This is a genomic window from Streptomyces sp. NPDC060198 (genome assembly GCF_042728415.1).
In the GTDB taxonomy this organism is placed as follows: domain Bacteria; phylum Actinomycetota; class Actinomycetes; order Streptomycetales; family Streptomycetaceae; genus Streptomyces.
Genome location: NZ_JBHWZJ010000106.1, coordinates 1 through 20,703, shown reverse-complemented (window position 1 = coordinate 20,703; position 20,703 = coordinate 1). Strand labels below are relative to the sequence as shown.

Genomic DNA, 20,703 nt, shown 5'->3' with positions numbered 1-20,703 from the left:
GGGCGGTCGGGAAGGCCGGGGCGCGGTGGCTCCGGTCGGGGTGGGTCAGGCGGCTGCGGTGCCGGTACGACGGCGTGCCACGACGAGCGCCCCCGCGCCGACGACGACCACGAGGCCGGAGGCGGCGAGCAGGGCGCCGGTGGGCAGGTCGGCGCCGGTGGCGGCGAGCGAGCCCGAGCCGCCCACGCTGCCGCCCCCGCTCTCGCCCTCGCCTCCGCCGACGGACCCGGAGCCGGTGGAGCCCGTGGAGCCGGTCGAGCCCGTGGTCCCCGTGGAGCCGGTCGAGCCCGTGGAGCCGGTCGAGCCGGTGCCCGGCAGCTGGGCGTTCTCGTCGAGGGAGACGGCGACGGTCAGCGCGTCGAGCTTCTCGCCCTTCTCGTACATCCCGCCGAAGGCCGTGGAGCCGCCCTCGGTGAGCGTGGCGGGGACGCCTGCGAGCGTCACCACACCGTCCTTGGCGGTCAGTGCGGCAGCGGGCACGGTCAGGTCGGCAAGGGCGAGTCCCTTGCTGACCTCGGTCTTTCCGGTCCCGCGGTCCTTGGAGGACACGTCAGCGATCAGCTTGCCGGAGGTGCCGGTCACCTCGACGCGCAGGGCGGAGAAGGAGAGGTCGAGGGCGTAGGTGTCGCCGCTCTTGTGGCCGAGGAAGCGGACCTGGCCCTTGAAGTCGGCCTCAAGGCTCTTCTTCGCCGCGTCGAACCGACCGGTGGCGTCACCGAAGCGGTAGCCGTTCGCGGTGCTCTTCGCGCCGCCGGTCGTCTCGACCGAGCCGCTCGCGATCGGGCCGGTGACGTACGAGCGGAAGGACTCCTTGACGCCCCAGTCGAGGGTGCCGTCCACCAGGGCGCCCTGCTCGGCGGCGGGTGTCGTGGCGGAGGCGCCCGGCGAGGGCGTGCCGGTCGGCTCCTTCGTCGGTTCGGCGGTCGGCGCGGTGGTGGGCTCCTTCGTCGGCTCGTCGGTGGGCTCCTCGGTGGGCTCCGGCTCCTCCGTCGCGGGGGTGACCGCCGTGACGGTGAGCGTGGCCGGGTCGAGGGCCTGGCCCTCCTGGTACATGCCGTTGAACGCCTCGGAGCCGAGCTTCGTCAGCGTGGCGGGGATGTCCTTGAAGACCATCGCGCCCCCGTCGCCCTGACCGGGCCGGACGGCCGACAGATCCAGGTCGGCGACGGCCACGTCGTCCTGGGTTCCCTCGGGGGTCTTCAGGTCGGCGGTGATCGCGCCGCCGGTCCCGGTGGTGGAGACCTTGAGGTCGGACAGCGTGATGTCGAGGACGCCCTCGTGGGCCCAGAAGTTGACGCCGCCTTCGAAGGCGGTGTCGGTGCCGTGGGTGGCGAGGTCGTACGTCCCCTTGCCGTTGACGAAGGTGAACGCGCCGTTGTTCGCGGCCTGTTCGGCACCGTCCGAGACCGTGATCTTTCCGGCGGCACCGATGTAGCTGCGGAAGGACTGCTTGAAGCCCCAGTCGAGCGTGCCGTCCTTCAGCTCCAGCCGGGTCGCCGGGGCGGTGGCCGTGGTGCCGGAGACCGCACCGGAGTCGGCGGCGAGGGCAGGAAGCGCGAAGGTGGCGCCCAGCGCGGCGGCGGTGGCGACGGCCGCGGCGAGGGCTATGGGGCGGCGGTTGGCTGCCATGGTCAGTGGTCTCCTCGGGAGAAGGGGCGAAGAAGGGCAGGGGTGGGCGTGCGGCCGGGTCCGGGGGTTCCGGAGGCCGCCGCGCCGGGAGGGAGAAGTCGTGGAGCGGGCCGCGCGGGTACGCCCCCGGGTCCCGGGCAGGGCCAGGGGTACGGGCGTGGGGCCCGGGCGGTGCTCGGGGAACGGCCCACGTGCTCGAGTACGGGCAGGGGTTCGGGTACGGCCGGCGGGGCTCAGCCGCCCGGGGTCTCTTCGGACACCCGGGAGCGGCGGGCGCGGCGGCGGGCGGCGTAGAGCACCCCGGCCGCGGCGGCGAGGGCGAGGGCGCCGACGGCCAGCCACCCTCCGGCGGCCGGGCCGGAGTCCGTCTCCGCGGCCTTCGCCACGGAGACGGACGGGCTCGCGGAGGGGGTCGTGGCGGCCGGGGCGGTGGCCCCGCTCCCCAGGTCGGGCAGGGCGGGCAGTGTCGCGCCCCGGTCCACGGCGACGGCCAGGGAGACCGGGTCCATGGCGGTGCCCTCGGCGTAGAGGGAGCCGAAGACCTTCGCCCCGGCGGCGGTGAGGGTGGCGGGCGCCTCGGTGAGGACCACGAGTCCGTCCCCGGGCGTGAGTTTCCCGGCGGCGAAGGTGACCAGCGGGACGTTCGCCGAGACGGCTCCGGCATTCGTGGCGTCGGCCCGGAGGGTGCCGGTGCCGGACTTCACCGAGACGGTGAAGTGGGCTAGTTCCAGGTCGAGTCCGTCGGCTCCGGTGAAGTGGACGCTGCCGTCGAAGGCCGCCTCCAGGGTCCGCTTCGCGGGGTCGTACGTCCCCTTCCCCCCGGGGAAGCGGAACAGTGCCCCGCCGTCCTCGGCGCCGCCCGCCAGGGTCCACTCGCCCTCGGCGACCGGACCGGTGACGTACTCGCGGTAGGTACGGCGGACGCCCCAGTCGACGGCCGCGTCCACGAAGCCGGTCCCGGCCGCCTTGCCCCCTTCCGCCTCGTCGGCGTCGGCCTTCGGGGCGTCGGCCTTCCCGGACGCGCTCGGCGTCGCGGACGGGGAGGCCTTGGGTGCGGACGTGGCGGGTGCGGTGGTGTCGACGGAGAGCGTCACCGGGTCGAGCGGGGTGCCGGCCGTGTAGTAGCCGGCGAAGGCGGTGGCGCCCTGCGACGTCAGCGTCGCGGGAACGTTGTGGAGCGCGACGGGGGTGGAGCCGCCGCGCATGTCGATACCGCCGAGACCGAGCGTGGCGAGCGGCACCTGGGACCGGGTGGTGACCCGTCCGGTCCCCCGCTCCTTGCTGGTCATGTCGGCGTAGAGCGTGCCGGAGCCGCCGGAGATCTTGACGGTGGGCCGGGCGATGGTGAGGTCGAGCTCGTAGGAGCCGTCGTCCGTGCGGTGGCCGACGAAGTGGACTCCGCCCGAGAAGCCGGAGGCGAGGGCGCCGGTGGCCGGGTCGTAGGAGCCGGTGGCCGAGTGGAAGCGGAACTGGCCCGCGCCGACCGTGGCGGCTCCGCCGGTGAGGCTCCAACTGCCTCCCGCGATGGGGCCGGTGACGTAGCTCTGGAAGGAGGACTTGATGCCCCAGTCCAGTCGCCCGCCCTGCACCGTACGGCTCGCCGCTTGTGCGGCGGCGGCCGGGAGCAGGGCCCCCAGCAGGACCGCGAAGAGCGCGACGGCGAGCGCGCGGGTGGATCGGGACGACAGCATGGACCCCTCCGAGGCCTGGCGAACTGAGGTAAGGCTAACCTAAGCTACACCGAGGCCATGACGGAACCCCGGATCACTCCAGAACGCGCAGAGCGCACAGAACACGCAGAACGCCTGGATCATCCGGAACACCCCTTGTTCCGCTCATGGTTCGCGGACGACCACGAAGAAGATCAACCCCGCACGAAGCGGAACGACAGGACGGTGCCCCGTGCCCTTCACGCAGGACTTCGCCCCACCGGGCCGGGAACCCCGACGGCCCGCGCGAACCGCACCCGCCCGGCTTCCGGGGCTCCGCCGCCCGGCCGCCGCCGTGGCCGCCGCCGTCGCCCTCGCACTGGCGCTCGCCGGGTGCGGCGGCACGACCGGCTCCGGCCCGAAGCAGGCTGCGGCGAAGGGCGGTTCGGACGGGACGGACCGGGTGGAACCGCTGGCCGCCACCCCCGTGCCCGAGCTGCCCGTCACCGTCGACTCGGCGGACGGCACCGAGGTCACCGTCACCTCGGCGGACCGGATCGTGCCGCTGACCGGCTCGCTCAACGAGATCGTCTTCACCCTGGGGCTCGGAAAGCACGTGGTCGCCCGTGACATCACCGCCACCTTCGAACAGGCGGCGGACCTCCCCGTGGTGACCCGCGCCCACGACGTGTCCGCGGAGAGCGTCCTCTCCCTGAAGCCGACGCTCGTCCTCGCGGACACCACCACCGGCCCGGCCGAGGCGATCGACCAGATCCGGGACGCCGGGGTCCCGCTGCTGGTGGTCGAGCCGGCCGAGGAACTCGACGACGTGGCACGGCGGATCGGCACCGTCGCCGCCGCGCTCGGCGTCGAGGAGGCGGGCACCGAGCTGGAGGAGCGCACCGCCGCCCGGCTCGCCGCTGTCCGCGCCGACGTACCCGAGCACGGCGACAAGCCCCGGGTCGCCTTCCTCTACCTGCGCGGCTCCGCCTCCGTCTACCTGCTGGGCGGCGCACGGTCGGGGGCGAGTTCGCTGCTGGAGGCGGTCGGCGCGGTGGACGCGGGGAAGGCGTCCGGGCTCACCAAGGACTTCACCGCCATCACCAGCGAGGCGCTGGCGAAGGCGGCACCCGACGCGATCCTCGTGATGACCAAGGGGCTGGAATCCGTCGGCGGGATCGACGGCATGCTGAAGATCCCCGGGGTGGCCGAGACCCCGGCCGGCCTGGACCGGCGGATCGTCTCCGTCGAGGACGGCGTACTCCTCAACTACGGCCCGCGCACCGATCAGGTGCTGGCCGACATCGTCGGGCAGCTCTACCCCGAGGGCGGCGGAACCCGATGACCGTCACCTCCCAGCGGGAACGCGACCAGCCCGTGGCACCCGCCGCCACCGCCCCCCGGCGGCGTACCGCGCCCGTCCTCACCCTCGGGCTGTCGGTGGCGCTGCTCCTCGGCTGCCTGCTCTCGGCGGGCCTCGGCGCGTACGACATCCCCCTCGGCGACGTACTCGCCTCGGTCCAGCACCGGGCCGGGCTGGGCGGCCACGCTCTGGACCGGGTCGGTGAGAGCGTGCTGTGGAACGTCCGGCTTCCCCGGGTCGTCCTCGCCCTGCTGGTCGGCGCCTCGCTCGGCTGTGCGGGCTCCCTGATGCAGGGCGTGTTCGGCAACCCGCTGGCCGAGCCGGGCGTCATCGGCGTCTCCTCCGGCGCGGCCGTCGGCGCGGTCGCCTCCATCGGCCTCGGCCTGAGCTTCTTCGGCAACTGGACCATCACCGTCTGCGCGTTCGCCGCCGGTCTCGCGACGGTGCTCCTGGTGTACGCGCTCTCGCGGTCGGGCGGGCGGACCGAGGTGGTGACCCTGATCCTCACGGGGATCGCCGTCAACGCCTTCGCCGGGGCCCTGATCGGCCTGTTCCTCTTCTTCGCCGACAACGCCCAGGTCACCCAGATCACCTTCTGGCAGCTCGGCTCGCTGGCCCAGGCGACCTGGCCCAAGGTGCTGGCGGTGCTGCCGTGCGCGGCTCTCGGGCTGCTCGTCGCACCGTTCTCCGCGCGGAAGCTGGACCTGCTCGCGCTGGGCGAGCGGCCGGCCCGGCATCTCGGGGTGGACGTGGAGCGGCTGCGGATCGTGCTGGTCCTGGTGGTGGCGATGCTGACCGCGGCGGCCGTCGCGGTCGCGGGGATCATCTCGTTCGTGGGGCTGCTCGTCCCGCATCTGCTGCGGATGGCGAACGGCCCCGGCCACCGCTTCCTCGTCCCCGGCAGCGCGCTGGGCGGCGCGCTGGTGCTGGTGGTGGCCGATCTGGCCGCCCGCACGGTGGCGGCGCCGGCCGAGCTCCCGCTCGGGGTGCTCACCGCGCTCTTCGGCAGCCCGTTCTTCTTCTGGCTGTTGCGCAGGACCCGTCGCAAGCAAGGTGGTTGGGCATGAGCACACGTGAACGACACGGCCTGCTGGGCCGCGTTCCGAAAGCCCCGCCCGTCCGGCGGCGCCTGGGCCTCTTCGCCGTACGGGAGCGGGAACTGCCGGTCCGCCGTGCGCCCGGCACCCCGGTGGCGGAGGCCGCCGGGCTCTCGGTGCGGCTCGGTGGCCGCCGGGTACTCGACGACGTCTCGCTGACCGCGCACGCGGGCGAGGTGGTGGCGCTCGTCGGCCCGAACGGCGCGGGCAAGTCCACGCTGCTCGCCGCGCTCGCCGCCGACCTGCCGTCCGAAGCGGGCGGGGTACGGATCGACGGCCGGCCCGCCGGATCCTGGACGGCCGGCGAACTCGCCCTGCGCCGAGCCGTGTTGCCGCAGGCGGCGGTGCTCTCCTTCCCCTTCCCCGTGGCGGAGGTCGTCCGGATGGGGCGGGCCCCGTGGTCCGGTACGGCGCGGGCGGACGAGGACGACGCGGCGGTGGCCGCCGCGATGGAGGCCACCGAGATCACCGCCTTCGCGGACCGGCCCTTCTCCGCGCTCTCCGGCGGCGAGCGGGCCCGGGTGGCGCTGGCCCGGGTCCTGGCCCAGCGCGCCCCGCTGCTGCTGCTCGACGAACCCACGGCCGCGCTCGACCTGCGCCACCAGGAGCTGGTGCTGGGGATCTGCCGGGAGCGGTCCCGGGCCGGGGACGCGGTCGTCGTGGTGCTGCACGATCTGGGGCTGGCCGCCGCCTACGCGGACCGGGCGGTGGTGCTGCGGGGCGGGCGGATCGCGGCGGCCGGACCGCCGGCCGAGGTCTTCACCGGCGGGCTCCTCGGCGAGGTGTACCGGCAGCCCGTCGAGGTGTTCCCGCATCCGCGGACGGGGGTGCCCCTCGTCGTCCCCGCCCGGGACCTGTGACGGCCGGGGTGGCCGCCCCGCGCGCGGGGCGTATATCGACTCCTCGCCCTCGCGCGCTTCTTCGCCCCGGTAGGGTTCGGACGGTCAGTGCGGACGACGGATCAGAAGGCGCAGAAGGCAACGGATGACAAGGCTGGGTCGGTCGGCGGCGGGGCTCGCGGTGGCGACGGTACTGGGCATGACGGCGAGCGGCTGCGTGACGGTGCACGGGGAGCTGGAGCAGGTGCCCGCGGCGACGAAGTCCGAGGCGGACCAAGCCCTCAAGGACTTCCTCACGGCGTACAACGCGGCGGACGCGGCGCTCGATCCCGCTCTGGACGCGGAACGGGTGACCGGGTCGCTCGGGGCGATCAACCAGGCAGGGCTGAAGGCCCGGTCCACCTACACCAAGAGCCCCGCGGCGGCGCACGATCCGCTGGAGTTGTCGGACGCGCGCTACGTCGTACCGAAGAAGGCGGGCTGGCCCCGCTACTTCTTCGCGGACGTCGACTCCAACCGTGACGTGGACAAGGGCGACGAGGACACCCGCTGGCTGCTCGTCTTCGAGCGGACCGGGCCGAACGCGCGGTGGAAGGTGCCCTATCTCGGGGTCGTGGCACCCTCGCGGATACCGGAGTTCACACTGGACGCGGACGGCCTGGCGAAGCCCGCCGAAGCCGTGAGCGCCGAACTCGCCGTGCAGCCGGAGGACTTGAGCACCTCGTACACCGATTACCTGTCCACCGGGGCACCGGACGTGTTCGCGGCGGGCGGGACCACGTCGGGCTGGCGGGCCGCCCGCGCGGCGACGAAGAAGCCCGGGTTCTCGTACCAGTACATCGACCGTCCGCTCGACGGCGCGTTCCGCCCGTTCGGGCTCGCGACGAAGGACGGCGGGGCGCTGGTCTTCTTCAGCAGCAAGCACTACGAACGTCAGACCACCGCCCAGGGGCTGAAGCCCGAAGTGAACAGGGACACCCAGGCGCTGCTGTCGGGCGAGGTGAAGAACTCCCTCACCAAGGAGCGCGTCTCCAGCCAGCTGGTGTACGTGCCCGCGCGGGGTGCGGCCGGGGGCGCGAAGGTGACCGTACTGAACCGGCTGCCGGGACTGGTCGCGGCGACCGGCGAGTGAGCCGGCCGGGCGTCGGGCCCGGCGCCCGGGTCACGGGGGACGACGTACGGTGCCCGGGTCACGCCGGACGGCGTGGCGTCCCGGGGCTCAGCGGCCCAGCGGCCAGGCCACCGCGGCCGGGTCCAGGCCGGTCGCCTCGTCGCTGTCCACGTACACGGCGCAGGCGTCGGTGAGCGCTTCGAGCAGGGTCAGCGGGTCCGGCAGGGGGTGTTCGGGGCCGCGTACCCACCGCACGTCCAGTTCACCGGGGAGACGGGCGGGCGGGAGCAGGACGTAGCTGCCGCGGCAGTGCCAGCGCAGCCCGGGGTGTTCGTCCATGGTCTCGGGGTGCGAGTCCAGCTCGCAGGGCCACCACTCGTCCTCGTCCTCGGGGGTGCCGCGGGTGGCGGTGAAGAAGAGCATCCGGTCGTCGCCGGAGCGGGCGACGGGTCCGACGTCGATGCCGCGCCCGGTCAGCCTTTCGAGGGCGCTGACGCCGGCCGAGAGCGGCACGTCCAGCACGTCGTGGACCATGCCGGTGGCGGTGATGAAGTTCGCCAGCGGCTGCCCCTCGGCCCAGCGTTCGATCTGTGCGCGGTCGGTGGTCGACTGCGTCTGCCAGGCGAAGGACACGGGGTGGCGGGCGGGGGTGGGGCATCCGATGCGTTCGCACGAACATCGGTGTCCGAGCGGGTGGGCGGCGGGCGAGATCGGCATCCCCGCCTCGGCGACGGCCAGGAGCATGCCCAGTCGTGCGGAGCCGTCCGCATCGGCCTGCTGCTTGGGTCGTCGCCGCAGCCACTGGGAAATCTTGCCCTCTGTGCCGCGGTTGCGGCCGGAATCGGCGCCCATCTATCCCCTCACCTCAGCGTTACCCGTCCATGGTCCCACCATCCTGCGCCTCGGGTGGCCAGAGTTCGCCAGCGGGGTTGAACACCACCGCCCCGAGTGAGGGACATCACTCTCGATAACGGGTTATTACCGGTCATCCTCCCCTATCGCGGCGAGAGCTACGGGCCGCTCGGGAGCGGGCCCGCCGGTGACGTACGGCACCGTGCGGCGGGGTGCGCCGGCCACGCCGTCACCCGATCGGCGCACTGCGGACCGGGGTCCGCGCGGCGCACCATGGGCTCACGCGCAGACCGCGCGCACCCCACCGTGCCGCAGCCGAGGCTGCCGTTCGTGAGGAGCCCCCGTGCACCGTGACGCCACCCCTCGTCGCTATCTGATGTGCGCCCCGGCACATTTCCGGGTCACCTACTCCATCAACCCGTGGATGGACCCCTCCAAGCCCGTCGATCTGCCGCTGGCGCAGACGCAGTGGGAGGACCTCCGTGAGCGCTACCGGTCCCTCGGCCACACGGTGGAGGAGCTGACGCCATTGCCCGGTCTGCCGGACATGGTCTTCGCCGCCAACGGTGCGACCGTGATCGACGGGCGGGTGCTCGGGGCGCGGTTCGCGCACCAGGAGCGGCACGGTGAGGCCGAGGCGCACCGGGAGTGGTTCCGCCTCCACGGCTACGAGGAGATCCGCGAGCCGGAACACGTGAACGAGGGCGAGGGCGATTTCGCCGTCACCGCGTCCTTCGTGCTCGCCGGCACGGGTTTCCGGTCCAGTCCGCTCGCGCACGACGAGGCACAGGAGTTCTTCGGCCGGCCGGTGATCGGCCTGGATCTGGTCGATCCTCGCTACTACCACCTGGACACGGCGCTCTGCGTGCTCGACGACGCGGCCGACGAGATCATGTACTACCCCGGCGCGTTCTCCCCCGGCAGCCGTTCCGTGCTGGCCCGGCTCTTCCCGGACGCCCTGATCGCCGGGGAACCGGACGCCGCCGCGCTCGGCCTGAACGCGGTCAGCGACGGCGCGCACGTGCTGCTGCCGCAGGCCGCGACGGGGCTGTTCGATCCGCTGCGGGACCGGGGCTTCGAGCCGGTGCCGATGGACCTGAGCGAGCTGCTGAAAGGCGGCGGCAGCGTGAAGTGCTGCACCCAGGAGCTGCGGGACCGGTGACCGGGCCGGTCCTGCGGGCCGGTACGGTCAGTCCTCCTCGGGCGGCGGCCAGGCGTCGCCCCAGTCGGTGTCCCGGGCCGCCCGGTAGAGGGCGCCGTGGCGCTTGGTGACCGTCTCGCGCCGCAGGGCCTCGTCCCGGGTGCAGAGCTCCAGCAGGACCTGGCCCTTGCGGATCTGCGGCCTGCGGGTGACCCGGGCGGCCACCGGCAGGGCGGGGAAGCGGGTCGCCACGACGTAGGAGAACTTCTCGTCCTCGTGGCTCAGCGTCCCGCCCTTGACCTGCCGGTGCAGCGAGGAACGGCTGACCCGGGCGGAGAAGTGGCACCAGTCGGTGCCCGGCTCGATGGGGCAGGCGGCGCTGTGCGGGCAGGGCGCCGCCACGGTCAGTCCGGCGGCGATCAGCCGGTCGCGCGCCTCGATCACCCTGGCGTACCCGTCGGGGGTGCCGGGCTCCACGACGACGACGGCCTGCGCGGCCGCGGCCGCCGCGTCGACCAGCTCGGTCCGGGCCGCGGGGGTCAGTTCCTTGAGCACGTACGAGACGGTCACCAGGTCCGTGGGGGCCAGCTCCAGCCCGGCGCCGATCCGGGCGCGCTGCCACCGCGCGGCCCGCAGCCCGGGGGGCCCGCCGGCCTCGGCGAGCTCGCGGCCGAGCGCGAGGGCGGGTTCGGCCCAGTCCAGCACGGTGGTCTCCGGGCCGTCCCAGGCCCCGGCGACGGCCCAGCTCGCCGCGCCGGTGCCGCCGCCGACATCGGTGTGGGTGGCCGGCTCCCACTCCGGCGCGGCCTCGCGGAGCGCGTCCAGGACGGCCCGTACGGCCTCGAAGGTCGCGGGCATCCGGTACGCGGCGTACGCTACGACGTCCGCCCGGTCCCGCAGCACCGGCGCGTCGGTCGGGGTCGTGCCGCGGTAGCTGGCGATCAGCCGGTCCACGGCCTGGGTCGCCTGCCGGGGCGGCAGTCCGTCGAGCAGACCGGCGAGGGCCGTGCGCAGGGCTTCGGCGGTGGGGAGGGTGACGTTCACCGAGGAATTCTATTCGCGGCGCGCCCTGCCGCGGCCCGGCGAGAAGGACGCGGGCACCGCACCCGGCGGCGGGTGGGGCCCGCCGGGTCACGGGTGCGCGACGGGACACGGGTAACTCCGCTCGCCCATGTGGCAGTTGCTACGCTGACCGCCGCGAGACCCGCGACGGCCCAACGGGGGGACCCATGAGACAGAGGATCGTTCGGCTGACTCTGGTCGGCGGGGTGACCTTCCTGGCGCTCCTTCTGCTGCTGGCGACCTGCGGCGGGGGCGCCTCGAAGAACGACGGCGAGAGCGCGGGCGCCACGCCCGAGGCGGCTTCCGTCTCCCCCTCGGCGAAGCCCACGCCCTCCGCGTCCGGATCGCGGACCGTGCTCGACGTGCCGCCGCGGTACACGACGGCGAGCGGCTGGGAGATCGTCGGCGCCTCGCCGGACATCGCCTTCTCCTGGCCGACCGGCACCCTCGCCTACCTGGAGCGCACGACGGACCGGCGCTATAGGCTGCGCACCCTCGACACGGCCACCGGGAAGCTGGGGTGGCGGAGCGAGGCCCGCCAGACCCTGGACCCGGAGAGCTATCCCCGGCTGCTGACCGTCTCCCGGGAGGACCGGGAGTTCTTCGTCACGTGGTCGTACGGGAAGGCGGGCGACGGGCTCGCCCCGTCGGAGACGTTCCTCTCGATCGACGTGTACGCGGCGACCAACGGCGACCGTCACCATGTGGAGCTGCCGTGGAACGGTGCTCCGGCGGTCTCCGCGGCCGGCCCGGACATCGTGGTCTCCGACGCCGACGCGAACGTGGCACTGATCGACCCGGTGACCGGCGGGACGTCGAAGATCGCCGCGTCGGATCTGAAGTACCCCGAGGGCTGTACCGCCTGCCGCAAGCTGACGGAGGTGGTCGGCCAGACCGGGCAGGGACTGCTGGTGAGCGGGGCGAAGGAGTTCTGGGTGCCGGGCGGCTGGTACAGCCGGAAGGTCGCGCCGAAGGGGGCCGACCCGGCCTCCGGGGTTCCGACGTCCGTGGCGGCGGGGCTGGTGGTGGCGAAGTGGCAGCCGGAGAAGTCCTCGAAGCGGGCGGCGACCCACGAGATGTGGACGGTGCACGAAGCGGCGAGCGGCAAGGCCCTGGTGTCGGTCGAGTGCCACCGGCCGGCCATACAGCCGGGCCGCTTCCCGCAGGCGGTCGTCGCGCCGTCGGGCGACTATCTGATCGCCGGGAACCTGGCGTTCGACCTGGTGGCCGGGAAGGGCTACTGCCTGGAGGACGAGGACGGCTCGTCCCACGTGACGCTGGCCTCGGTGACGGACGACGGGATCGCCTACGGCGCCCGGAACGTGCGGGACGCCGATGAGGCGCTGGCCGGGGGTGGGGTGCCGGTGGTGATGGACTTCGTCGACGGATCGGACGAGCCGCTCGCCCGCGACGTACGGCTGCCGGTGGCCGAGGCGACCGGGGTCGGAATCTTCCGCACCACGGACCGGGAGGGCCGGGCACATCTGATCGGCTACCCGCGCGAGGACTGACCGGCCCCCGTGCGGCCCGCCGCACGGGGACGGGCCGCCCGGCAGTCGCGGGGACGACCGCGGGTGCCGGGGCCGGGCGCTACAGCCCGCCCGCCTCCCGGCCCCGGCGCTCCCAGGGGCGGCAGAGCACCAGGAAGCAGGCCAGGGCCGCGGCGGCGCAGATGGTCTGGACGAGGGCCATCGGGACGGCCGTGTCCTCCCCCGCGATCCCCACCAGCGGCGAGGCGATCGCGCCGATGAGGAACGACGAGGTGCCGAGCAGCGCGGAGGCGGAGCCCGCCGCGTGCTTGGAACGCATCAGGGCCTGCGAGTTCGTGTTCGGCAGCGCCAGGCTCATCGCGGACATCAGGACGAACAGGGTGCCGGCGACAGGGGCGAGCCCCACCTCGCCGAAGACCCCGCTGGTCATCAGCAGCAGCGCGACGGCGGCGAGCAGGATGACGAAGAGCCCGAAGAGCAGCACCCGGTCGAGGCTGACCCGGCCGACGAGCAGTCGGCCGTTGATCTGGCCGACGACGATCAGGCCGACCGAGTTGAGGCCGAAGAGCAGGCTGAAGGTCTGCGGCGAGGCGCCGTAGATCTCCTGGATGACGAACGGCGAGGCGCTGACATAGGCGAAGAGGGCCGCGAAGGCGAGCCCGCCGGCGATCGTGTAGCCGATGAACACCCGGTCGGCGAAGAGGCCGCGCATGGTTCGCAGGGCTTCGGCGACACCGCCGGTGTGGCGTTCCTCCGGCGGGAGGGTCTCGTGCAGGCTCTTCCACACGACCAGGGTCAGCAGCAGGCCGACGACGGTGAGGACGACGAAGACGCCGCGCCAGTCCGTGATCCGCAGCACCTGGCCGCCGATCAGCGGGGCGATGATCGGGGCGACGCCCGAGATCAGCATCAGGGTGGAGAAGAACTTGGCCATCTCGATGCCGTCGTAGAGGTCGCGCACGACGGCCCGGGAGATGACGATTCCGGCCGAGCCGGCGAGGCCCTGGAGCAGGCGGCAGCCGATGAGCATCTCGGCGTTGGGGGCGATCGCGCAGATCGCCGTGGCGACGACGTAGACGACCATGCCGGTCAGAAGGGGTCCGCGGCGGCCCCACCGGTCGCTCATGGGGCCGACGACGAGCTGGCCGAGGGCCATGCCGAGGAGGCAGGCGGTCAGCGTGAGCTGGACGGTGGCGGCCGGGGCGTGCAGCGCGTCGGTGACGTCGGGCAGCGCCGGCAGGTACATGTCCATGGACAGGGCAGGCAGCGCGGTGAGGCCGCCGAGCACCAGAGTCACCAGGAACGCGGTCCGGCGGACGGCCGCCGCCGGGGCGGACGGAAGACCGGTGAGACCGGGAAGAGCCGGGCCCTCGGGGCCCGGCGCGGGGTCGGGAACGGCGGGGCCGGTGATCAGTCGACCGGTTCCCGCCGTAGGTATGTGCTCTTGTTCTTGCTGGGCCCGGCTTCCGCCGCTGTCCGGCATGCTTCATCTCCACATCGTTGAAATCCGCATCTATGCTCTCAGCTCAGGCGTTGTGGTCGTAACCCGATTTCGAGGGCGTGGCATGAGCGGGACTGTGCGTTGGGGCATATTGGCGACGGGCGGCATAGCCGCGACCTTCACCGAGGATCTGCTGGGACTGCCGGACGCCGAGGTGGTCGCGGTGGCCTCGCGCACCGAGGCTTCGGCCCTGGCGTTCGCCGAGCGGTTCGGGATCGGACGGGCCTACGGAAGCTGGGCCGAGCTGGTCGCGGACGACGACGTCGATGTGGTCTATGTCGCAACCCCGCACTCCGCCCACTACGAGGCGACCGCGCTGGCACTGCGCGCGGGCAAGCACGTGCTCTGCGAGAAGGCGTTCACGCTGGACGCGGGGCAGGCCGGTGAGCTGGTCGGGCTCGCCCGGGAGCGCGGGCTGTTCCTGATGGAAGCCATGTGGACGTACCTCAATCCGGTCGTCCGCCGGATGACGGAACTGGTGCGCGAGGGCGCGATCGGCGAGATCCGCACCGTCCAGGCCGACTTCGGGTTCGCGGGTGACGTGGGTCCCGAGCACCGGCTGCGCAACCCCGCCCTCGGTGGCGGCGCGCTGCTCGACCTGGGGGTCTACCCGGTGTCGTTCGCGCACCTGCTGTTGGGCGAGCCGGACCGGGTGCAGGCGGACGCGCTGCTCTCCCCCGAGGGCACGGACCTGAACACCGGGATACTGCTGGGCTGGGACTCGGGCGCGACCGCGCTGCTCTCCTGTTCGATCGTGGGCCACCACGCCACGGCGGCGACCGTCGTCGGCACGAAGGGCCGCATCGACCTCCCGCGCGACTTCTTCCACCCCGACCACCTCCTCCTGCACCGCGCGGGCTCCTCGGACCCGGAGAAGATCGTCACCGGTCCGGGTCCGCAGGGGCTTTCCGGCATGCAGTACGAGGCGGTCGAGGTGATGCGCGCGCTGCGGGCGGGCGAGACCGAGTCCCCGCTGGTGCCGCTGGACGGTTCGCTGGCGGTGATGCGGACGCTCGACGCGGTACGGGACCGCATCGGCGTCCGCTACCCCTCCGACAGCCGTACGGGCACGACCGCCTGACGGTTCGCCGGCTGGGTTCAGGCCGGGGTCAGCCCCGGGTTGCCCGCCTCCGTCACGAAGGAACCGGCCGTCGTGACGGGGGCGCCGGGCGTGGTGACGGCGTCCACGGCGCGGAAGTCGGCGCGGGCGTGGTCGCCTTCGAGGGTGACGAGCGCGTAGCCGCGGCGGCCGTCGTAGAACTTCAGGTGCGGGTTGGCCGCCATCTGGTTGTTCCAGTTGGCGGGCTTCACCGAGCCGTTCTGGCCGCTGGTGATGGAGGAGGTGACGATCTCCGTGCCGACGGTACGGGACGAGGGGTCGTCGAAGTCCTTCTTGAGGTCGAAGCCGTAGGCGACGTGCACGTCGCCGGTGAGGACCAGCAGGTTGTCGACGCCCGCCGACTCGGCGCCGTCCAGCACCCGTTGCCGGGAAGCCGGGTAGCCGTCCCAGGAGTCCATCGAGAGCTTGTAGGCGGCGGTGGGCACGTCCTTGCGCCGGGCGAAGGTGACCTGCTGGGGCAGGACGTTCCAGGTGGCGCGCGAGGTGCGCCAACCGTCGATCAGCCATCGCTCCTGGGTGGCGCCGGTCAGGGTGCGCGCGGGGTCCTCGGACTCGGGTCCGGGGACCTTCCAGCCGTCGCCGTACGCCTGGTCGCTGCGGTACTGGCGGGTGTCCAGGATGTCGAACTGCGCGAGGCGGCCGAACCGCAGCCGCCGGTAGAGGCGCATGTCGGGGCCGGTGGGGCGCTGCGGGGTGCGCAGCGGCTGGTTCTCCCAGTACGCGCGGTAGGCGGCGGCCCGGCGGAGCAGGAACTCCTCGGCGGGCACGCTGTTCTCGGGGACGTCGTCGGCGTAGTTGTTCTCGGTCTCGTGGTCGTCCCAGGTGACGACGAAGGGGTGCGCGGCGTGCGCGGCGCGCAGGTCGGGGTCCGTCTTGTAGAGGGCGTACCGCAGGCGGTAGTCCTCCAGGGTCAGGGTCTCCCGGTTGAAGACGTCCGGTAGCACGCGGTCGGTGTGGGCGCGGGCGCCGCCGGTGGCGGTGACGGCGTACTCGTAGAGGTAGTCGCCGAGATGGAAGACGGCGTCCACGTCCTCGTCCGCGAGGTGGCGGTAGGCGGTGAAGTACCCGTCGTGGTACGCCTGGCAGGAGACGGCGGCGAGCCTGACCGCGCGGTTGCGGGCGTGCGGGTCGGGGGCGGTGCGGGTGCGGCCGGTCCCGCTCGTCCAGCCTCCGGCGCGGAAGCGGTAGTAGAAGGTGCGGCCGGGCTCCAGGCCGCGGACCTCGGTGCGGACGCTGTGCGCGAACTCCGGGTGCGCGGTGGCGGTTCCGCGCCGGACGACGCGGCGGAAGCGCTCGTCGTGGGCGAGTTCCCAGGCGACCTGGACGCGGGCGGCGGGCAGCCCGCCGTCCGCTTCGAACGGTCGCGGGGCGAGGCGCGTCCAGAGCAGGAGGGAGTCGGGCAGCGGGTCGCCGGAGGCCACCCCGAGGGTGAACGGGTTCTCGGCGATCCTGCGGGGGTCGAGTTCGGCGGCGCTCGCCGTGCCTGCGGCGGGCAGGTTGACGGCGAAGGCGAGCGCGGCGGCGGCGGCGCCCGTGGTGGTGAGGAAGCGGCGGCGGCCCACACCCTGGCTGTGGAGGCGGGCGGCGGCGCGGAACCCGGCCTGGTGGTCCGGGCGTTCGGTGTCCGTGGCGGTCGGTGCGGGCGTCATGGTCTCTCCCCTGGCAGATGGGTGTCGAGGGGTGTGCGGCCTCGGCCCGCCGGACGCCCCCTGGGCATTGGAGTGCGGAACGGCATCGCCCGTCTGTCGGGTGCACGACATCCGGATGGCGGGGTGATGAGCACCGCGTGCGCCGGGCGCGGCGGCCGGCGGCGCGCGTCTCCGCAGGTGACAAATGACTGTCCCGGAAGGCGCCTTGCTGTGATCATGGATGGGCCCGACGCCGCCTCCGGGAGGACCCCCGACGTGCCCGTACCCGCCGACCCGAGCGTGCTCCACCCGATGCCCGGCCAACCCCGTGTGGTGCTCCTGCGCCCGCTGGTGACGTCGCCGCTGATCGAGGTCGGGGAGTACACCTACTACGACGACCCGGACGACGCGACCGCGTTCGAGAGACGGAACGTGCTCTACCACTACGGCCCGGAGAAGCTCGTCATCGGGAAGTTCTGCGCGCTGGGCACGGGGGTGCGGTTCCTGATGAACGGCGCCAACCACCGCATGGACGGCCCCTCCACGTTTCCCTTCCCCACCGTGGGCGGCTCCTGGGCCGAGCACTTCGACCTGCTCACGGGCCTCCCGGACCGGGGGGACACGGTCGTCGGCAACGACGTCTGGTTCGGCTACGGCGCCACCGTGCTGCCGGGTGTACGCATCGGGCACGGGGCGATCATCGGCGCCGGCTCGGTCGTCGTCTCGGACGTGCCCGACTACGGCGTCGTCGGCGGCAACCCGGCCCGCCTCCTGCGCACCCGCTTCGTCGCGCAGGACGTCGCCCGGCTGCTGGCGGTGGCCTGGTGGGACTGGCCCGCCGAGCACCTCACCACGCACATCCGGACGGTGATGTCGGGCAGCGTCGCCGACCTGGAAGCCGCCGCGCCCGGCCCGCGCGGCGCTTGAGGGTACCCGTCCCACCCCCACAGACCCGGAAGGTGTGATTCCCCGTGTCCCGTCGCCGCGCCCACATCGCGATGGCCGGAATTCCGGCCGTCAGCCATGTGCTGCCCAGCCTGGAGATCATCCGCGAACTGGTCGCCCGGGGCCACCGGGTGACGTACGCCAACGATCCGGCGGTCGCCGGTCTGATCGCCCCGACCGGCGCGGAGCCGGTGCTCTGCGCCTCCGGGCTGCCGGGCGCCGACGACAAGTGGCCCGACGACCCCGTCGCCGCCATGGAGCTCTTCCTCGACGACGCCGTCCGGGCCCTCCCGCAGCTGCGCGCCTTCTACGACGACGATCCCGCCGACCTCTACCTCTACGACATCGGCGCCTACGCCGGGCGGGCGCTCGCCGAGTCCCAGGGGCGCCCCGTCCTCCAGTTGTCCCCGACCCTGGTGGGCTGGGAGGGGTACGACGAAGAAGTGGGCGCGCAGCTGTGGCGGCTGCCGGGCGCCGACGCCTACCGCGCGAAATTCACCCGGTGGCTCGCCGGATGCGGGGCGACCACCACCGACATGGACGCCTTCTCCGGCCGCCCGGACCGGGCCCTGGCCCTGATCCCCCGGGCGATGCAGCCGCACGCCGACCGGGTGGACACGGACCGGGTGACCTTCGTGGGCACCTGCGTCCCCGTGGACGAGCCGCAGACGGGTGCGGCGGCCGAAGGCGCCGGCTGGACGCGTCCCGCCGGTGCCGCGCGGGTGCTGCTGGTCTCCCTGGGATCGGCGTACACCCACCGGCCGGAGTTCTACCGCCGGTGCCTGGCGGCCTTCGGCGGCAGGCCCGACCTGCACCTGGTGCTCCAGATCGGGAAGCACACCGACCTGGCGGAGCTCGGCGGGATCCCGCCCCACGTGGAGGTGCACCGCTGGGTGCCGCAGCGGGAGATCCTGGCACAGGCCGACGCCTTCGTCACCCACGCCGGAATGGGTGGCTCCAGCGAGGGGCTGCTGGCAGGGGTGCCCATGATCGCGGTTCCGCAGGCCGTCGACCAGTTCATGAACGCCGACCGTCTCGTGGAGCTGGGGGTGGCCCGGCGCGTCGACACGGACGACGCCACGGCCGAGGTGCTGCGGACCGCGCTGGACGAACTCCTCGCCGCCCCTGAGGTCGCCCGCCGCTCGGCGGAGCTCCGGGCGGCGGCGCGGGCCGAGGGCGGCACCGCGCGGGCGGCCGGTCTCATCGAGGAGATGCTGGACCGAGCGGCCCCGCGGCCTCCTGGCCCGCTCCGGGAATAGGTCTCCCGGGTCCACCGGTTGAGCCGCTACATGAATGCCGACGAACCTGCCGAGATCCTGCATTACACCGCTTTCTCCACGGACCCGGAGGGAGGCAACCCGGCCGGTGTCGTCCTGGACGCGTCGGCCATGGACGATGCCGCGATGCTGGCCGTCGCCGCCGAGCTCGGCTACAGCGAGTCCGCGTTCCTGACCGAGGCGCCCGGGGAGCGGACGTACACGGTCCGCTATTTCAGCCCGAAGGCCGAGGTGCCGTTCTGCGGTCACGCGACGGTCGCCGCCGCGCTCGCGCTGGCGGACCGCGACGGCCCCGGTGACCTGGAGTTCCTGACCCGGGCCGGCACGGTCCCGGTCGCCGTGGCGCTGCGGGACGGCACGGCGCGGGCCACGCTGACCAGTGTGGAGCCGCACGTGACGGAGATCGCCCCGGCGGATCTGGCCCGGGCGCTGGCCGCGCTCGACTGGCCGGCCGGTGATCTCGACCCAGCGCTGCCGCCCCGTATCGCGTTCGCCGGCGCCCGCCATCTCGTGCTGGCCGCCGCGACCCGAGAGCGCCTCGCGGACCTGAGGTACGACTTCTCCCGGCTCGCGTCCCTCATGGAGCGGCTGGACCTCACGACGCTCCAGCTGGTGTGGCGGGAGTCCGAGCGGGTCTTCCACGTCCGCGACCCGTTCCCGGTGGGCGGCGTGGTGGAGGACCCCGCGACGGGTGCCGCCGCCGCGGCTTTCGGGGCGTACGCGCGTGAGCTGGGACTCGTCCCGGCCGATGCGGTGCTCACGCTGCACCAGGGCGCGGACATGGGCAGGCCCGGCACTCTCACGGTGGAGCTGCGGCCGGGCGATCCGCGCGTGCGGGTGAGCGGCGCGGGGACCCGTATCGGCTGACCGGGGGCCTCCGCTCCCGGCCGAGCGCGTCCCGAGGCAGCGCCCTCGGCGTCCGGTGAACACTTCTCGGCATCCATACGACGGTTCGGCGTCGGGCGGCCGAAATCCGGGGCGTACGATCGCGGACACCGAAGCCGAGCACGGGAGTACCGATCTTGTCCGCATCCGCAACCCTCGCACCACGCATCGGTGTCTCCATCGTCACCATGGGTGACCGCCCCCGGGCGGTGGAGGCCCTCCTCGCGTCGGTGGCCATGCAGGACGTCCGGCCCACCCGGCTCGTCGTCATCGGCAACGGCACGAAGCTTCCGGACTTCTCCGCCTTCCCCGGCCTGGAGGACCTGGAGGGCGGGGTGACCCTCATCGAGAACGAGGAGAACCTCGGCTGCCCCGGTGGCCGGAACGTCGGCCTCGCCCGCCTCGCCGAACTCGGCGACGTGGACGTGGTGATCGAGCTGGACGACGACGGCCTGCTGGTCGAGAAGAACGTGTTCAGCACGGTGCAGGACCTGTTCACCGCCGATCCCGGTCTCGGCATCGTCGGCTTCCGGATCGCCGACGAGCACGGCGAGACGCAGCGCCGCCACATCCCGCGGCTGCGCGCCTCGGACCCGATGCGGCGCGGGCACGTCACGGCCTTCCTCGGCGGGGCGCACGCCTTCTCGATGAAGATGCTGGCGGGCACGGGCCTGTGGCCTGCCGAGTTCTTCTTCACCCACGAGGAGACGGACCTCTCCTGGCGGGCGCTCGACAACGGCTGGAACATCCTCTACGAACCGGATCTGCTGCTCCAGCACCCGAAGACCTCGCCCGCCCGGCACGGGGTCTACCACCGGATGACCGCCCGCAACCGGGTGTGGCTCGCCCGCCGGAACCTCCCGGCGCCGCTGATCCCGCTCTACCTGGGTGTCTGGACGCTGCTCACCTTCGCCAGGACCCGTTCCGCGAAAGGGCTGAAGGCCTGGATGGGCGGGTTCGCCGAAGGCCTGCGCACCCCGTGCGGCCCCCGCAACCCGATGCGCTGGCGCACGGTGTGGCGGATGACCCGGCTCGGCCGGCCGCCGCTCGTCTGACCACCCGTACCTCACTGGGTCCGGGACCACCGCCGTACCGCTCCCTGCCGCCCCGAACC

The 20,703-nt window shown here is 73.4% G+C and carries 17 protein-coding genes; 11 read left to right on the top strand and 6 right to left on the bottom strand.

Annotated elements, in window-relative coordinates:
- Positions 1 to 45 precede the first annotated feature (45 nt).
- Together ACFWEP_RS15875 and ACFWEP_RS15870 are read right to left on the bottom strand one after the other, a co-directional pair.
- Positions 46 to 1,629 carry an HtaA domain-containing protein gene (locus ACFWEP_RS15875; protein WP_387370556.1) on the bottom strand — a complete coding sequence of 528 codons (1,584 nt, stop codon included), beginning with the start codon at positions 1,627 to 1,629 and terminating at the stop codon, positions 46 to 48.
- A 233-nt stretch (positions 1,630 to 1,862) separates the two neighbouring features.
- Entirely contained in the window at positions 1,863 to 3,320 is a 1,458-nt protein-coding gene (locus tag ACFWEP_RS15870; RefSeq protein ID WP_387370554.1) for an HtaA domain-containing protein, read from the bottom strand.
- Positions 3,321 to 3,531: 211 nt separating this feature from the next.
- Between ACFWEP_RS15870 and ACFWEP_RS15865 the strand changes: the two genes are divergently transcribed.
- From ACFWEP_RS15865 to ACFWEP_RS15850, 4 genes are all read left to right on the top strand, one after another.
- On the top strand, positions 3,532 to 4,623 hold the full coding sequence (locus ACFWEP_RS15865; protein WP_387370552.1) for a hemin ABC transporter substrate-binding protein: 1,092 nt from the start codon (positions 3,532 to 3,534) through the stop codon (positions 4,621 to 4,623).
- The gene (locus tag ACFWEP_RS15860) at positions 4,620 to 5,708 is read left to right on the top strand and encodes a FecCD family ABC transporter permease (RefSeq protein ID WP_387370550.1); all 1,089 of its coding nucleotides are present in this window, start codon (positions 4,620 to 4,622) and stop codon (positions 5,706 to 5,708) included. Before ACFWEP_RS15865 ends, ACFWEP_RS15860 begins: the two co-directional genes overlap by 4 nt.
- On the top strand, positions 5,705 to 6,598 hold the full coding sequence (locus ACFWEP_RS15855; protein WP_387370548.1) for a heme ABC transporter ATP-binding protein: 894 nt from the start codon (positions 5,705 to 5,707) through the stop codon (positions 6,596 to 6,598). The genes ACFWEP_RS15860 and ACFWEP_RS15855 overlap by 4 nt, the downstream gene beginning before the upstream one ends.
- 124 nt (positions 6,599 to 6,722) lie before the next feature.
- Entirely contained in the window at positions 6,723 to 7,709 is a 987-nt protein-coding gene (locus ACFWEP_RS15850; protein WP_387370546.1) for a hypothetical protein, read from the top strand.
- 87 nt (positions 7,710 to 7,796) lie between these two features.
- On the opposite strand, the gene ACFWEP_RS15845 is transcribed toward ACFWEP_RS15850, so the two are convergent.
- Positions 7,797 to 8,540 (bottom strand): bifunctional DNA primase/polymerase, encoded by a 744-nt coding sequence (locus tag ACFWEP_RS15845; protein ID WP_387370544.1) that lies wholly within the window; start codon positions 8,538 to 8,540, stop codon positions 7,797 to 7,799.
- A 343-nt stretch (positions 8,541 to 8,883) separates the two neighbouring features.
- On the opposite strand from ACFWEP_RS15845, the gene ddaH reads away from it, so the two are divergent.
- On the top strand, positions 8,884 to 9,702 hold the full coding sequence (gene ddaH / locus ACFWEP_RS15840; RefSeq protein WP_387370542.1) for a dimethylargininase: 819 nt from the start codon (positions 8,884 to 8,886) through the stop codon (positions 9,700 to 9,702).
- Between the two features lie 27 nt (positions 9,703 to 9,729).
- On the opposite strand, the gene ACFWEP_RS15835 is transcribed toward ddaH, so the two are convergent.
- The gene (locus ACFWEP_RS15835) at positions 9,730 to 10,725 is read right to left on the bottom strand and encodes a small ribosomal subunit Rsm22 family protein (protein WP_387370540.1); all 996 of its coding nucleotides are present in this window, start codon (positions 10,723 to 10,725) and stop codon (positions 9,730 to 9,732) included.
- A 185-nt stretch (positions 10,726 to 10,910) separates the two neighbouring features.
- Between ACFWEP_RS15835 and ACFWEP_RS15830 the strand changes: the two genes are divergently transcribed.
- Entirely contained in the window at positions 10,911 to 12,254 is a 1,344-nt protein-coding gene (locus ACFWEP_RS15830) for a hypothetical protein (protein ID WP_387370538.1), read from the top strand.
- A 79-nt stretch (positions 12,255 to 12,333) separates the two neighbouring features.
- Here the strand turns inward: ACFWEP_RS15830 and ACFWEP_RS15825 are convergent, their stop codons facing one another.
- Complete coding sequence (locus tag ACFWEP_RS15825; RefSeq protein WP_387370536.1) at positions 12,334 to 13,716, bottom strand: multidrug effflux MFS transporter; 1,383 nt, start codon at positions 13,714 to 13,716, stop codon at positions 12,334 to 12,336.
- A gap of 82 nt (positions 13,717 to 13,798) precedes the next feature.
- Here ACFWEP_RS15825 and ACFWEP_RS15820 point away from each other — a divergent pair, with 82 nt between their 5' ends.
- Positions 13,799 to 14,815: a Gfo/Idh/MocA family protein gene (locus ACFWEP_RS15820; RefSeq protein ID WP_387370534.1), complete on the top strand. Its 1,017-nt coding sequence runs from the start codon at positions 13,799 to 13,801 to the stop codon at positions 14,813 to 14,815.
- A 17-nt stretch (positions 14,816 to 14,832) separates the two neighbouring features.
- Here the strand turns inward: ACFWEP_RS15820 and ACFWEP_RS15815 are convergent, their stop codons facing one another.
- The gene (locus ACFWEP_RS15815) at positions 14,833 to 16,503 is read right to left on the bottom strand and encodes an alkaline phosphatase D family protein (RefSeq protein WP_387370532.1); all 1,671 of its coding nucleotides are present in this window, start codon (positions 16,501 to 16,503) and stop codon (positions 14,833 to 14,835) included.
- Positions 16,504 to 16,758: 255 nt separating this feature from the next.
- Here ACFWEP_RS15815 and ACFWEP_RS15810 point away from each other — a divergent pair, with 255 nt between their 5' ends.
- The 4 genes from ACFWEP_RS15810 to ACFWEP_RS15795 all read left to right on the top strand — a co-directional run bounded on the left by ACFWEP_RS15810 (position 16,759) and on the right by ACFWEP_RS15795 (position 20,644).
- On the top strand, positions 16,759 to 17,409 hold the full coding sequence (locus ACFWEP_RS15810; protein WP_387370560.1) for a CatB-related O-acetyltransferase: 651 nt from the start codon (positions 16,759 to 16,761) through the stop codon (positions 17,407 to 17,409).
- Positions 17,410 to 17,480: 71 nt separating this feature from the next.
- Complete coding sequence (locus ACFWEP_RS15805) at positions 17,481 to 18,686, top strand: macrolide family glycosyltransferase (protein ID WP_387370558.1); 1,206 nt, start codon at positions 17,481 to 17,483, stop codon at positions 18,684 to 18,686.
- A gap of 30 nt (positions 18,687 to 18,716) precedes the next feature.
- Positions 18,717 to 19,571 (top strand): PhzF family phenazine biosynthesis protein, encoded by an 855-nt coding sequence (locus ACFWEP_RS15800; protein ID WP_387370530.1) that lies wholly within the window; start codon positions 18,717 to 18,719, stop codon positions 19,569 to 19,571.
- Between the two features lie 155 nt (positions 19,572 to 19,726).
- Positions 19,727 to 20,644 carry a glycosyltransferase family 2 protein gene (locus ACFWEP_RS15795; RefSeq protein ID WP_387370528.1) on the top strand — a complete coding sequence of 306 codons (918 nt, stop codon included), beginning with the start codon at positions 19,727 to 19,729 and terminating at the stop codon, positions 20,642 to 20,644.
- The last annotated feature ends 59 nt before the right edge of the window (positions 20,645 to 20,703 follow it).

Bases quoted from the DNA above. Each gene is read 5' to 3' on its own strand.
- ACFWEP_RS15845 (WP_387370544.1), bottom strand. From the start codon at position 8,540: ATGGGCGCCGATTCCGGCCGCAACCGCGGCACAGAGGGCAAGATTTCC.
- ACFWEP_RS15850 (WP_387370546.1), top strand. From the start codon at position 6,723: ATGACAAGGCTGGGTCGGTCGGCGGCGGGGCTCGCGGTGGCGACGGTA.
- ACFWEP_RS15875 (WP_387370556.1), bottom strand. From the start codon at position 1,629: ATGGCAGCCAACCGCCGCCCCATAGCCCTCGCCGCGGCCGTCGCCACC.
- ACFWEP_RS15830 (WP_387370538.1), top strand. From the start codon at position 10,911: ATGAGACAGAGGATCGTTCGGCTGACTCTGGTCGGCGGGGTGACCTTC.
- ACFWEP_RS15815 (WP_387370532.1), bottom strand. From the start codon at position 16,503: ATGACGCCCGCACCGACCGCCACGGACACCGAACGCCCGGACCACCAG.
- ACFWEP_RS15805 (WP_387370558.1), top strand. From the start codon at position 17,481: ATGGCCGGAATTCCGGCCGTCAGCCATGTGCTGCCCAGCCTGGAGATC.
- ACFWEP_RS15800 (WP_387370530.1), top strand. From the start codon at position 18,717: ATGAATGCCGACGAACCTGCCGAGATCCTGCATTACACCGCTTTCTCC.
- ACFWEP_RS15855 (WP_387370548.1), top strand. From the start codon at position 5,705: ATGAGCACACGTGAACGACACGGCCTGCTGGGCCGCGTTCCGAAAGCC.
- ACFWEP_RS15825 (WP_387370536.1), bottom strand. From the start codon at position 13,716: ATGCCGGACAGCGGCGGAAGCCGGGCCCAGCAAGAACAAGAGCACATA.
- ACFWEP_RS15870 (WP_387370554.1), bottom strand. From the start codon at position 3,320: ATGCTGTCGTCCCGATCCACCCGCGCGCTCGCCGTCGCGCTCTTCGCG.
- ACFWEP_RS15820 (WP_387370534.1), top strand. From the start codon at position 13,799: ATGAGCGGGACTGTGCGTTGGGGCATATTGGCGACGGGCGGCATAGCC.
- ACFWEP_RS15860 (WP_387370550.1), top strand. From the start codon at position 4,620: ATGACCGTCACCTCCCAGCGGGAACGCGACCAGCCCGTGGCACCCGCC.